We start from the raw sequence: 15,838 nt of genomic DNA, 5'->3' as shown, positions 1-15,838 counted from the left end.
TTCTGCAGGATCTAAACCGCTCGGTGCGCATCGCTGCGTCTAGCACGAGGCGCTCGCCTGCTGCGGTCTTACTATCCCCGTTTTTGCGATCCGGTCCCCCACCGGTAGCATCCCCAGTCTTGCTCACGTCACTCTCCCCTTCGAGTTTGGTGTAGATTTAGCGCGTGTCGGTGACCCCCACGGTCAGGCCAAAACACTGTGCAGCGCATCAAGTGAACCCGAGTTCATCGTATCCGGGATGAAGCCCGCGCCTTCGTCGAACCCGCTGCCCGGTCCGTCGTCGAAATCATTAGTTAAAAACACCACCGCTTCGGAGGCGAGATCGCCCTGCGGTGCGCTAAAGGTTCCCGCCAGATCGAACGGGGGCTGATCCCCCTCGAACATGCCGGCCTGATACAGGACCGCGTCGGAATAGCTGCCTTCGCCTGCCATGATCGTGCTGTCCACGCCCGCCACGCTCAGCCCTGCGACATTGGCTAGAATATTGCCCCCCGACGAAATATCTGCGCCCATGTCTTCGCCCGGAAGCGCAACTGAAATTACGTCGCTATCGGTGAGCAGATTGATCTGGGTCAGCGTGTCGCGGATCAGCAAATCGCCCTCGATCCACAACACCCGCAGCGTATCAAGCCCGGCCAAAAGTGGGTCGGCAAACAGCCCGGAAACGGCAGAAAACTCGGCGCCGCTTGGGGTGCCCGAGCCGTCGTTTGATCCCGACATCTCGCCGAGATCACCCAGCGCCGATTGAAATGCGTCCGACATGTCTTGCACGCTATCGGTGCCGATATGGGTGATGTTGGCTTCGTTCCAAAGTAGGTTGTCATGGCCAGAATAGAGCCCACCACCGGTGCCGTCGCCAAGGTAAAGGTCATCATCGAGCAGCACGTTGATCTGCTGGATCGCGGCCAGTTGGATCATGTCGCCGCCCACCATGATCACATCAAAGCGCGCGCCGATTTCCAGCAGCAGATCCAGATTGGTCGCCGCGTTGTCCCCCAGTGAGAACTCGGCTTGATGGGTGCCGAACTCGTAGCTGACGACATCGGAATCGCTAATCTGGTTGATCTGGAACGTGGTGTTGTCGATCACCAGATCGCCTTGGATGCACACCATCCCGACCATTGTTGCGCCACCCGTCAAAGTGGGCGCGATGAAGTTTGCGGGATTGGAAAGCGTCTCTTGCGTGGCGAGATTGACGATCTGCGAGGCCGGATCAAACCCAGTCCCGTGCGCCATCGCGCCGCCGTCAACCGTGTCGTGATCGCGCAGCACGTTGATTTGCGAAATCAGGCTCAGCGATTGCGCCATGCCCGCCACCGCGATCACCGGTGCGTCGATCCAATCATGCGCGATCTGCGTCTGGTTCAGGGCCAGATTGTCGCCAGTGCTTAGGCTGATCGTGGCGGAAATTTCTCCGCTGGTCATGGTGCCGCTGCTGACAGTGCCCGCGGCGCCATCTTCGACCTGAACCTGGCCCGGCAGGGCTTCGTCCTCGCTTGTGTCGGGATAGCGCGCCTCAAGACGCGCGCTCAGCGTGTCGGGTGCCTCACTTACGATCTGCCCATTCATCACGACGCCACCGTTAAAGGCTGTCGGGGCAGGGGCGTCTTGCGGCTCAGCCGTTTCACCCACGCTTGCCGCGTCGCTTGTCACAAATTCCCAAGGCGTGTTGTGAAACACCGCAACCTCGGCCCCCGCAGGGGCGCTTGTGCCATCCAGCGTGTCCAACGTGTCCCGCAAGACGCTGGCTTGGGCACTCACCGAAAGCCATTGCGCATCTGCGCTTGGCGCGCCCAAAGTCTCGGCAGTGTCGATCAGCACCGCCATTTTCGCCGCGATCGCCTCGGGCGAGAAGTCTTGGACATATTGCTCAGGCAAGGTGAACGGGACGTTGATCAGCAGATCGTCATCGACCAGATGGTTGGCCTGAAAAGTCACTGTCGCCACTGAGGAGGGCGGCGCGAGTGTGACGGAGAAATTGGGCGGTTGATAGAATTCCAGCGAGAAAGCGGGCGCGGCTTGTTCCTCGCCCCAACCCAGTTCGGGCATCCCGATCTGGGGCAGGCGCAGGAAATCTGAATGCGGCAGCCAAGGTGCTTCGGGCGGCAGGGGCGGCAGCATCACCAGTCGCAATCCCGGCGTGAAATCCTGAAGCGCATAGTCAGACGTCACATGAACTTTGACGTTGAGCAACGGGCCAGGTTCCTGCTGAACCAGTTGTTGCGCGCGAAACATATCATAATGATGGCGAGACGTTAGCTGCTCGGTTGTCAGCTGAAACGCACCGATAAAATGGGCGATGATCTCTGTCTGACGGTCCAACATTGTTCAGGTCCCTTGTTTCAGGGCGGGATGCAAATCCGGGGCTTGCCCGTCGTTGCTTCCTGCACCGCAATTGACCCTGTCCCCCCCCTTGGTGTCCCTATCTAACGATCGCGGACAGGATGCGATCGGAATGTGGGACGCAGGCGCGCCCGGTTGCCCGGGCGCGCCGCCGTTTTGCTATCAGCTTGCGTCGTCGTCGCCGATATAGGTCGAGGTCATCGACCCGCCGACCACGGTGGTATCCACGCTATTGCCGAGGATATTCGCACCCATCACGATCGACTGGTTGAACGCTGCGGTGTCGATAACACCGCTGGCATCGGCGTAAGACTGGCCGGTCACGATACCATCGTCACCATTGCCCGATCCCCAGCTTCCCAGAGCGCCAGCGTTGCCGCCATTGCCGCCCATCGCTGTGCCGCCAGCCCCAGCGGTCGCAAGACCGCCCGTGGCCGTCGCCATGCCACCCGTGGCATCTGCCGTCGAGCCCGAAGCGCCATAGCCGTAGCCACCGTTGCCGCCATCAGCGCCGTTGCCCCCGGTGCCCATACCAGCACCAAGGCCTGCGCCCATGCCGATTGCGCCCGCCATCGCGCCGCCATCAACCGCCGAGGAGAAGTCGCCCGGTGCGACCCCGCCGTGATGACCATGATGACCACCGCCACCACCTGCGTCATTGGCTGCCGAAGTGGCGCTGCCATCGGTCGCCTCTGCGCCCGCAGCCCCAATGCCGAGTCCAAGACCCAGACCGAAGCCTGCGCCGCCGTCGCCACCGTCGCCGCCGTCGCCACCGTCACCGTCTGCATCAGACTTGGACAGACTCACGCCGCCGGTTGCCAGCGCGATGCTGCCCGTTGCCAGTGCTCCGCCGCCATCGGCAGAGACGCCATCGGACCCGTTACCACCTTCGCCGCCCTCGGCCTTGATCCCCTCATCGGAGGTCGCAGAGTTGCCCGAGATCGTGCCGTTCGCGGTGAACGTGCCGTCATTGCTCACTTTGGCGTCTGTAAGCGAGTCATTATCCACGAGGTTGTTGGACTGACCGAAGACCATGCCAACATCATTGCCTGCACCCGTCAGGGCACCATCAAGAATGTCGGACATGTTCAACTCATTGCCGGGATCGTAGTTGATGTCACCTTTGGCGATCATCGTATCACTGACATACGAGTCCTTCAGGTCGAAATCGGCAAAGTCGTCATCGGTCGGCACATAGCCTTCCATGTTCATGCCAACCTGCACATCGACATTGGTCGCCGAGGTGTTCGAGTTGTGGTTCAGGTTGCCGTTGAGATTGCCATTGAGGTTCCCGTTGGCATTCAAGTTTGCACTTGAGCTGTTGGCATTAGCGTCGGAGCCAGACGTGCTGCCCGAATCCGAATGGCTTCCAGCACCTGCACCGGCAAGGGCACCCGCACCAGCAAGGCTACCAGCCCCGGCCAAGCTACCAGCACCCGAACCCGAATCCGAGGTTGACCCGGAATCCGAGACATTGGTGGTGGTGGAGTTTTGATCCTGCATCTGACCTTGCAGCTCAGCTTGCGCTTGGCCCTGACCTTGCAGCTCAATTTGGTCTTGCGACTGATCCTGCGACTGGTCGCTGTTAGGATCGGCCCAGTTGTTATGTCTACGTCCACTCATCTGTCTAACTCCCTGTTGAACAGGGTCCGGCATCCGTCATTCATTTTTCAAACGGGTCTACCGAACCAGTTACGGGGGTTTGATTCGGGGTTTCCCCCAACCATCCTGCCTTGCCATCAGGCAAGCCTCTATCGCTGCGCAAAACAGATGCTTTGCGTTCGATCCGCATGTGACAGCGGTCGAGAAACAGAAAGGATCACAGCCCCCAGCTGCGATACCAATATCCTGTGCCAGCAGGGGGCCCTGACATAGTTAACAATTGGGTCAACAGGGGTGTTTCAGAGGCCAATTGCCTGAAAAACTTGCACAAAATTCACACTTTTTTGTGATATTTGCGTGTTTTTTGTCTCTTTTCGCAATTGCTGCATTTTTTTTGCGCCGCAGCATCGTTTTTGACACGCATACTATGGATTGTGGGTGCTGAAATCTGACCCGCAAACCCTGCCATTCTGCATCGTCGAAAACGCAGAGAATCAGAGAAAAGTGCGGGATTTTGAACGGGTTACGAATTTTTTCTGGAATTCCTTACCCCTAGGTAAACCTATTGTATGACGTAGGCCACATGCCTTTGTGTTATGGTGTAGTCCGTAGAGCGTGTGGGCTCTGCGATTGACATAGACGTCAATAGTTCTTGGTTGGGGAAAGGGGCCACCATGAATGCGTTGCGTAAGAGTGAACTCGTGGGCTCGCGTATGAGTCCTTCGTGCCGTCGTGACGATGCTGCTATCTGCTTTGTAGGATCGGGACAGCAATTTTCGGAAACCGTTCTGCGTACAGTCGACGCAGAGATTTCGCCGGCTAAAAGCCTGCGGCTCTCTGATATCGACGCCGTGCGGGACGAAATGAATCCGGACGGGCGCTTTGATGGTGTGGGCCATCTTTGCACGCTTGTTGCGGATGAAACCTATGCCGAGGCGTTGATCGCTTTGGCGCAGGAACCAAACTCGCTATTCTCGCGGGTGAAATTCGTCATCGCTTATGAGGACGAAGAGTTTGGTCGTGCGCTGATGGAACGCCACGGCGTGCAAATCATCAATAAACAGATCAGCGTGCTGCCGATGAACGTCAATCTGACGACTTGGCTTTTGATCCTGCGGATGGTGGTGTCTGGGGGGCATTATATCCCGCCGGCTCTGGCGCGCTGTCGCCCGTCCAACCCGCATTTGCCGGGGATGAACGGTTTTGACGCCGGCCCGGGGATTACGTCGCTCAATGGCGAACGTCCGGTCACCGGTCTGACGCCGCGCGAAACTGAGGTCTTGGGAATGCTCGCATCGGGGCAGGCCAACAAGATCATCGCCAATCAACTCAATCTGTCCGAGCATACGGTGAAGCTGCATATCCACCGTATTATTGGCAAATTGGGCGTCTCGAATCGCACCGAGGCGGCGATTTGGTTTCATCGCAATGGCGGCGCCTGAGGGTCCGCCGGGCGCACCGCCGCCAGAGTTTGATACATTCCTGATGCAGATCGGGCGGATCAACTACGCTTGGACAAATACCGAGAGTTTGTTGATTCACCTGATCGCAGGACTTGCGCAGACCGATAAAGAGACGGCGGTGATCTTGCACCTCACGCTGAACACGACTCGGGCGCGTCTTGATCTGGTGGAGCGTCTGGCCAAGCGCAGCGCTTGTCCGGTTCCACCCGAGGCGCGCGCTCGAATTCTCAAAGTCGCAGGCCGGATGAAGAAAGTCTCTGGCCTGCGCAATCATTACAACCATTGCCTATATGCCTTTGATGCAAGCGGCGGCCCGGTGCGCACGATCCAAATGCGTATCGCGGATCGCAAGACCAGCTTGCGCATCGGTGAAGAGGCTGTGCTCGATCGCGCCTCGCTGGACGATCTGAACGCAGCGCTCGTCGAACTGGGGGCGCTCAATACCGAGATCTGGGCGATTGTGGCGCAATACGGGATGCCCGTGTAACGGCGCCCCATCGTGATAACGCGAAAGCGGCGGGCTATGAACCCGCCGCTTTCGTTTGTTTTCCGGGGGCGGTGCCTAGCGCGGCTCGGCGCGCAGCCCCTTGATGATCGCCCAACACATCACAAGCAGCACCACCGTAAAGGGCAGGCCGGTGGAAATCACCATCGCTTGCAGCGCGCTTAGGCCACCGCCGACCAGCAGCACAATCGCCACTGCGCCTTCAAATGTCGCCCAGAACACGCGCTGGGGCACCGGTGCGTCGACCTTGCCGCCCGCCGTGATCGTGTCGATCACCAGCGATCCGCTATCGGACGAGGTCACGAAGAACACGATCACCAGCACAATCGCGATCACCGAGGTGATTGACGACAGCGGCAGACCTTCGAGCATCGCAAACAGCGACAGCGGCGGATTGTAGCTGTCGATCACCTGCGCCTTGACCGCCGAGGTTGCCGGGTCAGACAGCACTTGGTCAATCGCCACGCCGCCAAATACGGCCATCCACAACACGCAGACCAGCGAGGGGATGATCAGCACGCAGGTGATGAATTCCCGCACGGTGCGCCCGCGCGATACCCGCGCGATGAACATGCCCACGAAGGGTGACCAGCTGATCCACCACGCCCAGTAGAACGCGGTCCAGCCATCGCGGTAGCTGTCATCGGTGCGCCCGATCGGGTTTGACAGCGGAATGATCTCTTGCGCGTAGGCCAGCAGACCTTTGCCGAAGTCTCCCATGATCGCCAGGGTCGGCCCTGCAAACAGCACGAACAGCAACAGCAGCGTCGCGATGCCCATGTTGATCTCGGACAGCAGTTTGACCCCGCCATCAAGTCCGCGCAGCACTGAAAACAGCGCAATCCCGGTGATCACGGTGATCAGGATTACCTGCACTGTGATGTTGATGGGCACGCCAAAGACGTGATTCAGCCCCGCATTGGCCTGTTGCGCGCCAAAGCCCAGACTGGTCGCCAAGCCGAACAGCGTTGCAAACACCGCCAGAATGTCGATGACATGGCCGGTCCAACCCCAAATCCGTTCACCAAAAATCGGATAAAAGGCCGAGCGGATCGTCAGCGGTAGACCCTTGTTATACGAAAACAGCCCCAGCGCGAGCGCCACAACCGCATAGATCGCCCAGGGGTGCAGACCCCAGTGATAGATTGTCGCGGCTAGCCCCATCGCCTTGGCGCGGTCCACATTGGCCGCAATGATATTGCCATCGGCATCGAATGGCGAAGGCGTGCCCAGCGGGCTTGAGATCGCCATGTGATAGACCGGCTCCAGCACGCCAAAGAACATCAGGCCAATGCCCATGCCAGCGGCAAACAGCATAGCAAACCAACCGATATAGGAATAATCGGCGGTCGCATCCTTGCCGCCCAGCCGGACCTTGCCCCAAGGGCTGACGATCAGGAACAGGCAGAACAGCACAAAGAAATCGGCCGAGGTCAGGAAGAACCAGTCAAAGGTCGAAGTCAGCCAGGGACGCAATGCGCCAAAGATTTCGCCCGCCTGTTGGGGCAAGGCTAGCGCGTAAAACACAAAGGCCATGACCGCTAGCGCGGAGACCATGAAAACCGGGTTGTGAATGTCAAAGCCGATCGGCCCAAGCGAGCCCTCGACGTTGTCCTGACCGATCTCGTAATCGGTGTCGATAAGTTGGGTGTCGCCCTCGGGGGCGGGGATGCCCTGACTTTCGTCGGCTTCGGCCATGCGGCGTCCTCCTTGTTATTGCAGTTTTTCGTTATTGTTGACGGATCGGGGGCGCAGCTTAGGCGCGCACCAGAAATACCGAGGCTTTGGAATGCGTGGCCAGATGACCGCCATGCGAGGCCCAGACGTAATCGGCCACATTGGGCAGATGGGTCGCCATGATCACCAGATCGGCGTGCAATTCCTGCACAGCATCGGCCAGTTTGTGGTTGAGATCGACCGCCGGATCATGGGCGACAATCGTATGGCCCCGCGCCGTTAGCCCGTGCATCGCCGCCTCGGAGGCTGCAAATTGCGCAAGCTTTTCAGAATATTCCTCGGGGGTGTGGGCAACTGCGCTAGGCTCGTTTCCAGTCACGCCGACATAGGTGATCTGCGCGCCGTATTTGCGCGCAATATCAGCCGCAATCGTAAGCGCTTTGGTCAATTTGGCCACGTGGCGCAGGTCCACTGGCACCATGATCTCGTTAAACATCTTTCCCCCATGGCTGTGTTTTCACAGTTCGCTGATGGGGAAAAGACTAGGGCACTAAATCGGTTAGGTCCAACCAAAAGCTAGATTTTTTAGCTGGGGCGTGGGCTGGTGGTTAGGTGATAGCGCACCAGTTCCAGCGCGCTAAGCACATGAATGCGATCTGGGGGCGTTGCCATTTTGGGCTCCATCAGGCCAAGATTGAGGCCCATTTCGCCAGGATAGCGCATGACTTGCGCGGTGGATTGTTGCACATCCAGAGCGGTTTGGGCGCTGTCCCGAGGACTGGCCGGATCGATATGTTCCTGATGCACGCCAAATCTGTTCTGCGCCGCCGCGACCCGGTCCTGACCGCCCGCAAACATATGGGGGCAAGCGGCATAAAAGATTGCATCGGCGGGGAGCTGCGTGGTCACCCCTGCCGCGTTTGCATCCACGTGGGCAGCGTCGGCGGCCTTGATCCCGGTGGTGCGGGCCTGCGATGCCCCGCCATGCTCAATCTCAAATCCAAAGACGATAAAACCAAGCGCGGCAATCCGCCCGTTCATCGAGTGAAACGGCGCTGTGCGGCGCGGGGTCTCGATTCGAGCATTCGTGTTTCGCCCAGTCATGCGTCACCTACCTTTGACGCAATCAAGATATCAAGGGAGTACCACGACCAAACCCGTGATCCGGCAAGAGGGCTGAATGTCACACTCCCGTCACGTTTACGTCAGGGGAAGCGGACGAAATGTGAGGGCTCAGCGCATCTTAAGCGCAAGTTCACGCGCGGTTTTCAATATCAAATTCAGGATGCAACTGCCGACCCAAGGCTTCGGCCAACGCATCGGGCAGGGTCGGTTTGGCAAAGACCATCACCTCGGGCAGGGTGGACTGGAACGCCAGCGGAAGCCGTTCGGCGGTGTTCACGATCACTGGAATATGGCGCGCGCTCAGCTCACCCACCAGCGCCTCGGAATTGCCGTCCAGCAAGTTCATATCCAGCACCGCCGCATCAACCTGATCGCTTGCGCACAGTCGGCGCGCATTGGCCAGCGTCGCGACAGGACCAACTACCGTGCCGCCCGCTTCTTCGATAGAGTAGGCGATGTCATAGGCGATCAACATCTCGTCTTCGGCCACAAGGACTTTGCAGCCTTGAAGCCAGCAATTCTTGGGCTCAATATACATTGGGTTACCCCTTAATCAATTCCATTGGCACGCGGATATGTGCAAGGAACCCATCAGAGGGCCATTCGGTTCCATATTCCCCGCGCAACTGGCCGTGAATGGTCATGTCGATCAGGCGATTGCCAAAGCCAGTAGGCTGTGGCGGTTCATCGCGCGTCGGACAGCCGGTTTCGCGCCAGTCAAAGGCCAGCACCGCACCCTCATCCCCCGCCTCGATCTGCCAACTCAGGTCTAGCTTGGCGCCCTCATGCGCAAGCGCGCCGTATTTCACCGCATTGGTCGCAAGCTCATGCAACACCAGCGCGAAATTCGTCGCCCCCGCCTGATTGAGCACCACCGCAGGCCCCGTCAGCACAAGGCGCGGATCTTGCGCATTGGAGTAGGGTGCCAGAATGGCGTGGATCAGTTCGGCGAAATCGACCTCGCCGCGAAAGCCGGTTTCTAGCGTGGCGGTCGGGCTAACCAGATCATGAGCGCGCGCCAAGGCGTTGATGCGCGCGCGCAATCCCTTGGCCATCGCATCGGGCGAGGCGGCATGGCGCGCCGTCATCCCGATCAAACCCGACATCATTGCAAACAGGTTCTTGACGCGGTGGTTCATCTCGCGCGCCAGCATCTCACGGGCCTGCGCAAGCGTGCGCTCATCGGTGACATCGCGCAGATAGATTAGCAGCGTGCCATTTTCGGGAAACAACCGCGCTTCAAGGATGCGGTCGTCATAGCCCATAAAATCAGCCGTTTGGGGCCGCGAGGTCGCGCGCGCACTTCGAAACGCGGTTTCGATATCAGTGCCTTTGAAATGCGGGAAGGCCTGCCAGAAATTGGCGCCCATCAACGCATCCGCCAGTTGCGCTCCAAAGGCACCATGCACCCTCTCGCGCAGCACGCTGTTGAAATAGCGCACGCAATCCGTGGCATCGAGTTCAAGAATCCCGTCGCGTGTCACCTCGTGGAAATGCGCCAGCCGCGCGGTGCTTTCATGCGCCTCGCGTTCAGCGCGTTTGCGTTCGGTGACGTTGAGCAGCGTGGCAACCGCCAGCGGCGGGTCACTCTCGATCCGGCGCGCGGAAATCAGCAACTCATGCGGCCTGCGACCGGGTTGTCTGATTGTGACTTCTTCGGCGGTGATCACCTCATTGTGCAAGGCCGCGCGGTTCAGCGGCAGTGCGTCATGGCTATAAAGCCGACCCGCGCTGTCAAATGCATGCATATCGGGGCGATTTAGGTCGCCGGTTTCATCGCTTCCCAGACCCATAAAAGAGCGCGCAGTGCTATTTATATCGACTAGACGCCCGGTTCCCGCCTCGGCCAAAGCGACCCCGACCGGCATTTGATCAAGGATTGCGCGAAACACGTCATGTTCGTGCTGCGCGAGGTTGGTCTGACGGCGCAGCCTGATTTCAGCTTCGACCCCGGCGGCAAGATCAAGAAGGGTCTCGTGATCCTCATCGCTCCAGACGCGCGGCTCGTGCCCGATCACGCAAAACGAACCCAGCACATCCCCCTCAACCGAGCGCAGCGGCACCCCGAGATAGGCGATCACGTCCATATCTTTGACCGCGCCATTGTTGGCCACCCGCAGGTCTTGGCGCGCATCTGCAACCCGAAACGTGTCGTCGTTTTCCACGACATGGCGACAGAATGAATGGCTGAGCGGCGTTTCCCGACTACCCAGACGGGCCGGATCAACCCCGGTTTGCGACAGCAGGAACTGGCGCGTTTCATCCACCAGCGACACTAGCGCAACCGGCGTGCCTACGATGCGCGTCGCCAGCCGGGTAGCACGATCAAACGCCTCCTCAGCCGGAGCGTCCAACAGCCCGGTCTGATGGAGCGCGCGCAGGCGCCGCGTGTCAGTTATGGGCGACAGACTTGGCCCATTCTCGGAGGTTAGATCGTTCTTCATGTACTCAATACGCCGCAGCAAGCTGGTTGGGCCATCTTAGGCCAGTTCTATGACCTGAAACTTACGGCTTTCCCAGTGTCATACGACATATGTGTGAGCATAAATTCGATCGCGGGGCAATTGCAGACCTATGACTAGTAATTTACGGTCACGATAACGGAATCGCTATAGGTGCCCAGATGCCCGGTTTGCCCTGCATGCAAGCGGCCGTAAACGGGAAAATGCTGATTGCTGCCGCTGCCTGTTCCACTGGCGGATTGCGCGGGCGTTTGCCCCCAAGGCTGGCTGCGGGCGCTGTCTCGATACAGCCCGTAATCCAGCGAATAAATCGTATTGCGCATCTTTCGATGGCCGGGATCTGACACGCCAGAGCCTGTGCCCATGTCCATTGTGATCGAGTACGGCGTGTTTTGCGAACAGCTTACATCGACCGACGCCGTCGCATCCACATTGCTGTTGATTGCCGAACTCAACTGGCCAAAATCCATCGGGCTGACCGACAGTTCGCAGCTTGCAGTGACATCCGCAGACACGTTGAAATCGCCGCCAGCGGCAGTTTGACTTAGCGCGCCTGTGCAGCTTCCTGTGCCATAGCTGATCGAGAAATTCCCCGCGCCGGAAAATTGCGACTCGTAGTGACCGGTAGGGGTGGCGCTACCCGTGCTGAGCAGACGGGCATAAATCGGCACCGTCGCATCGCCAGAGCCAATGCCCAACACTGCCCCGTTCAGCAAGATTGCCACGGGAACGGTGACAGTATTAAGCGGCGCGCCGGTCAGATTGGTGGCACTTGCCGAAAGCTGATAGGACAGGCGGTCGCTCGAACTGCCCGTCATGTAGCGCGGGGTATTCCCGCCGCCTGCGCCGCCCGATCCGGGGCCAAACGTGACGCAGACGGTGAGCACATTGACCAGTCCACGGCAGCTGATCTTAAGCGAACCCGAGCTTTGATTGACCGCCCCGGCGCGCAGCGAAACCGAGCCGAAATCAACATCGCTCATCACTGCGTCGCATGTTGCCGCGCTGGCCGACCCAGCACTCATCGTCAGCGCCAGCATCAGCGGGGCGACCAGCGCGACAAGGCGCGTGGCGTATTTGCTCCGCATGCTCATTGGCACACCACCGGATCAATCACATCTTGCACATCGCCGCTGGCGTGGAAGGCGAATTTTGCCTTGCAGGTTCCTCTGTCCAACTCGGCGCGCAAGCTGTTAGTGGCGCTCGCGTTTTCAAGCCAAGTCTGACCGTCATAGCCGACATAGGTATCGACGCCGCCCGCGACACGCACCAGCGTTCCGGCGGGCAAGACCGCGCCGCTGCCATCGCGCAGCACCGCGATCACGCCTGCCCCTTGCGAGCCGCGAAAATCGACATAGCGCCCTGATAGCCGCGCCGGGATCACATCGCTTGCGCTGAGGCCGGGCGAGCTGCCATCGGGGAAATCAGCGACATCCACTGATATGCGGTTGCGGTGGTAGGAATTGAGCCCCGCAATCAGCGCGCGCCCGTTGCGTCCGGTTTTCGCAACCGCACGGTTTTGCAACATAATCGGCATATTTGGCACTCCTGTATCGACGACGGCGAAGCTGTCATTCACCAGATTTCCTGCCGCAAGATGCCCGCCCGCCATGACCAGAGATCCGTCCAATTCTCCGCGCAGATAGGTCTGGCTTTCGGTTTTTTGCACCTCGCCCGAAATCAACCCCAGACGTCCGCGATATTGCGCCTTGGCGCGCAGCGCGGTCTGGCCTGATTGCTGGCCTGCCTGCGCGAGATATCCGAAATCGCCGATCTCGTCGCGCACCGGGCGGGACCATGTGACATCGCGGGTCTGGCGCCCGCTGGAACTGGTATAGGCGGCGGTGCGCACATAGCTGCGCTTGCCCAGTTTCAGCGACAGCCCCATCGAAATACGCGTGTCATCATCGGTGAAATCATGTGAGCCAGACACGCTCAGCGCGCCGCGACCACCTGCTAAAGGCATCGCGTAGCTGGCCGATACCAGCCGATCATGGGAATTGCTGCGCTTGGAGCGCACATAAGACAGCCCGACGCGATTGGCCTGTGCTGTAACTGGGATCGAAACGCTGATCACGTCCTGCGCGCGCGCCGTTTCCAGCAACGAGGCCGAACTCACCAGCGCGCTTGCGCCCAGATACGCAACGCCTGTCACATAGGCCAAATCCGCATACCCCGCATCCGAGCGCGAACTGCGCGCGTCAATATCCACCGGGCCGATTTGCGTGGACACACCGATCTGCCAGAAATTGCCCGAATGCCCGTTATACCGGCTACGCGCACCGGCAAGCGACACCTCGCCTAGCGCTAGCGGGACCGCCGTGAATCCGGCTCCGATCATCTGAAAATCCTGCGTCGTGGTGGCGTAACCCTCAACGGTGATCGCATGGCTCAGCCCGTAGCGCAGACTGGCCGACAGGATTGTGCTGGCGTCATAGGCGGCGTTATCAAGCCCATAGGCTTGACGCGCATGTCCGGCAGACAGGCTCCAATCGGCCATGCCCTTTTTGATCAGGTTGGCCGAGGAAAAGAACGACACTTTCTTGCGCTTGGTGCGCCCGTCATCGCCCGTCACCACGATTTCGGCGTCCCCCGAGCCGGTATTGACGGGAATATCCTCAAGCCGGAACGGTCCGCTATTGAGAGAGCCGCTATAGACACGATTGTTTTCGATAAACACATCGACCGAGGACGGCACTGCCGCCGCCCCCGCAAAGGACAGCCGCTGATCGGTCACCAGATCAGAACGCAGTGAAAAATCGCGGCGAAGCTGCACGCCGCCCATGCGGATCGGACGCATCCAATTCGGGCCGCGGGTGGTGAAATCGCCAACGCTCATGGTCACCGCCCTGCTTGGCGCGTGATATTGCCACGTGGTTTCCTCGCGCACGAAACGGCCGCCGGGCGTGGTGCCGGTCTGGGTCAGGATCGGGCGGGAATAGCTGCCGGTCGAGCGCAGCGTGCCAAAGGGCGAAAAGATCCAGCCGTCAAATGCGCCCGCGACCGTCGAACTGCCCGCGCCATTGGCCACGCTGATATGATCCAGCGTCAGGGCGTAATTTAAAACCGCGCCCCAGCTTTTCTCAGGCGCCTCATAGTCGGGCGCGCGCGCAGCCGAAATCACATCGGGTAGCAGCGCGCGGTTTGAGGCCGACATATACACCCGCTGCTCAGAGGCGTCATAGCGATAGCTCACACCGGGCAGCGCGCTGAGAGATACCTCATCGCCCAAGCCCGCAGGAACTGCGATGCCAACCTGCTTTAGCTCGGATCGGGGGGAGGACATATTCTCGCCCTCCAACCCGGCATTGAACTGCGCAATCAGCGCGGCGTCGCGCCCGTTCACCGTCACCGCCAGATACAGTGGCATGCTTTCGACGCCGTTCGCCTGAATATTGGCGTTGGCTTGTAGCTCGGTGCGGGTTGTTTGTGCGAACGCAGCTACGCCCGACGCCATCAATACACTTAACGCGATCGAAAGAATTGGGTGATTGGTCATGCTTCGCCCCTTTCGTGGGGCTCGCGCGGGACAGAACCGCCCGCGAAAGCCGTCACCGGGTTGTGGCGCTTACGAAAAGCACAGCGGAACCGATTGGCGCACTTGCAGTTTCACGGTTTGGCCGCGCTGCTCGGGGCCGGGCAGACGGTCGATCAGCACGCGATAGCATTCCTGCCCGCGCGGCTTTTTCTTGCTGGTGCGCATGATACGCACCGTCAGTTCCTGACGCGGGCCAAGCTTGGCCATTGGCGGCGAGACCACGACATCACGCGTTGCGGAATAGCGATTAGGGTCGGTTCCCTTTTTCCATTTCACAACGCGCAACTGCACCAGAGATGCATCGCGCCCGCCGGCCTTGACGGTCAGCATGGTCTGATTGGAATGGATTCCGTCAAGGCGTGTCGGCGATACCGAAACGCTGCCCGCTTGCACGCTTGGCGCAACTGCCAGCAGTGGCAAGGCGAGGGCAAGTGCGCGCAGCACCGACGGTTTTTGAATCTGGGTCATAGCTCTACCTCGTTGGGGTCGTTTATTTTTGTTCAGTCTTTAGGGGTGGCCCGCCGAGGCGGGCCACTCGCCTTAGTAATTCATCGTTACGGTGATCGTGTCGGCATAGATTCCGGTTTGGTAATTGCCCTTGGGCACCGTGCCGTAGACCGAGATCGTTTGTGCGACGGCCGCGCTTAGATCGCCCGACCAAGCGTCACCGCCGATTGCGATCTCTCCGGTGTGATTGGCTTGCGTATAGACTTTGTAGGGCACCGTATCGCTTGCGGTCGAGATCATCTCGCGCACGCCGCCGCTGGCATTATTGCCGCCGTCAAGCGTGACCGACACGCCCGTATGGCTGGACGTGCACGCGATTACGACGGACCCGACGGTGGTTTCAGTTGTGTCTTTCGAGGTGTCGATCGTGGCGAAGGCCAGCGGCAGTGCCGAGGTAAACACGCAGGTGTCAACCACCGTGGCCGAAACGCCAAGGGTGGTGGTTGCTTGTTCAGCTGCAAGCGTCGGGGAGGCGCAGATCCCGGCGGCAATGGCGAGGAGCGAGAGCTTGATAGGTGTGAAACGCATTGGTGTGTCTCCTAGGGTCAGGATGCATTGATTTCGACACTCAGTTCTGATTCACGGCTCTGCAAAAGGGAGCGGTGATATGAGTGAT

General features: G+C 59.6%; 13 protein-coding genes. 2 read left to right on the top strand and 11 right to left on the bottom strand.

From position 1 onward, the window contains the following. Positions 1–183: 183 nt before the first annotated feature. Both ACN0SD_RS13975 and ACN0SD_RS13970 read right to left on the bottom strand, forming a co-directional pair. Positions 184–2,325, bottom strand: coding sequence for a hypothetical protein (locus ACN0SD_RS13975; RefSeq protein WP_417808848.1), 2,142 nt, complete (start codon positions 2,323–2,325; stop codon positions 184–186). A gap of 180 nt (positions 2,326–2,505) precedes the next feature. Beyond that, positions 2,506–3,966: a hypothetical protein gene (locus tag ACN0SD_RS13970; RefSeq protein WP_417808847.1), complete on the bottom strand. Its 1,461-nt coding sequence runs from the start codon at positions 3,964–3,966 to the stop codon at positions 2,506–2,508. A 692-nt stretch (positions 3,967–4,658) separates the two neighbouring features. On the opposite strand from ACN0SD_RS13970, the gene ACN0SD_RS13965 reads away from it, so the two are divergent. Beyond that, positions 4,659–5,387, top strand: coding sequence for a response regulator transcription factor (locus ACN0SD_RS13965; RefSeq protein WP_417808846.1), 729 nt, complete (start codon positions 4,659–4,661; stop codon positions 5,385–5,387). Beyond that, positions 5,374–5,895, top strand: coding sequence for a hypothetical protein (locus tag ACN0SD_RS13960; protein ID WP_417808845.1), 522 nt, complete (start codon positions 5,374–5,376; stop codon positions 5,893–5,895). The genes ACN0SD_RS13965 and ACN0SD_RS13960 overlap by 14 nt, the downstream gene beginning before the upstream one ends. Positions 5,896–5,970: 75 nt before the next feature. On the opposite strand, the gene ACN0SD_RS13955 is transcribed toward ACN0SD_RS13960, so the two are convergent. The 9 genes from ACN0SD_RS13955 to ACN0SD_RS13915 form a co-directional block, all read right to left on the bottom strand. Then, on the bottom strand, positions 5,971–7,611 hold the full coding sequence (locus ACN0SD_RS13955; protein WP_417808844.1) for a BCCT family transporter: 1,641 nt from the start codon (positions 7,609–7,611) through the stop codon (positions 5,971–5,973). 58 nt (positions 7,612–7,669) lie between these two features. Next, positions 7,670–8,086, bottom strand: coding sequence for a universal stress protein (locus ACN0SD_RS13950; RefSeq protein ID WP_417808843.1), 417 nt, complete (start codon positions 8,084–8,086; stop codon positions 7,670–7,672). Between the two features lie 89 nt (positions 8,087–8,175). Next, positions 8,176–8,694 carry a hypothetical protein gene (locus tag ACN0SD_RS13945; protein ID WP_417808842.1) on the bottom strand — a complete coding sequence of 173 codons (519 nt, stop codon included), beginning with the start codon at positions 8,692–8,694 and terminating at the stop codon, positions 8,176–8,178. Positions 8,695–8,845: 151 nt separating this feature from the next. After that, positions 8,846–9,253: a hypothetical protein gene (locus ACN0SD_RS13940; protein ID WP_417808841.1), complete on the bottom strand. Its 408-nt coding sequence runs from the start codon at positions 9,251–9,253 to the stop codon at positions 8,846–8,848. 4 nt (positions 9,254–9,257) lie between these two features. After that, positions 9,258–11,159 carry an HWE histidine kinase domain-containing protein gene (locus ACN0SD_RS13935; protein ID WP_417808840.1) on the bottom strand — a complete coding sequence of 634 codons (1,902 nt, stop codon included), beginning with the start codon at positions 11,157–11,159 and terminating at the stop codon, positions 9,258–9,260. Between the two features lie 134 nt (positions 11,160–11,293). After that, positions 11,294–12,271 carry a spore coat U domain-containing protein gene (locus ACN0SD_RS13930; RefSeq protein WP_417808839.1) on the bottom strand — a complete coding sequence of 326 codons (978 nt, stop codon included), beginning with the start codon at positions 12,269–12,271 and terminating at the stop codon, positions 11,294–11,296. Continuing rightward, positions 12,268–14,676 carry a fimbria/pilus outer membrane usher protein gene (locus ACN0SD_RS13925; protein ID WP_417808838.1) on the bottom strand — a complete coding sequence of 803 codons (2,409 nt, stop codon included), beginning with the start codon at positions 14,674–14,676 and terminating at the stop codon, positions 12,268–12,270. Before ACN0SD_RS13925 ends, ACN0SD_RS13930 begins: the two co-directional genes overlap by 4 nt. Before the next feature lie 69 nt (positions 14,677–14,745). Further along, complete coding sequence (locus tag ACN0SD_RS13920; protein WP_417808837.1) at positions 14,746–15,183, bottom strand: molecular chaperone; 438 nt, start codon at positions 15,181–15,183, stop codon at positions 14,746–14,748. 72 nt (positions 15,184–15,255) lie between these two features. Then, complete coding sequence (locus ACN0SD_RS13915) at positions 15,256–15,750, bottom strand: spore coat U domain-containing protein (protein ID WP_417808836.1); 495 nt, start codon at positions 15,748–15,750, stop codon at positions 15,256–15,258. Positions 15,751–15,838 lie beyond the last annotated feature (88 nt).

Source organism: Thioclava sp. (assembly GCF_048263065.1).
In the GTDB taxonomy this organism is placed as follows: Bacteria; Pseudomonadota; Alphaproteobacteria; order Rhodobacterales; family Rhodobacteraceae; genus Thioclava.
The sequence above is the reverse complement of the archived record's forward strand: the minus strand, read 5'-3'. Positions and strand labels throughout refer to the sequence as shown.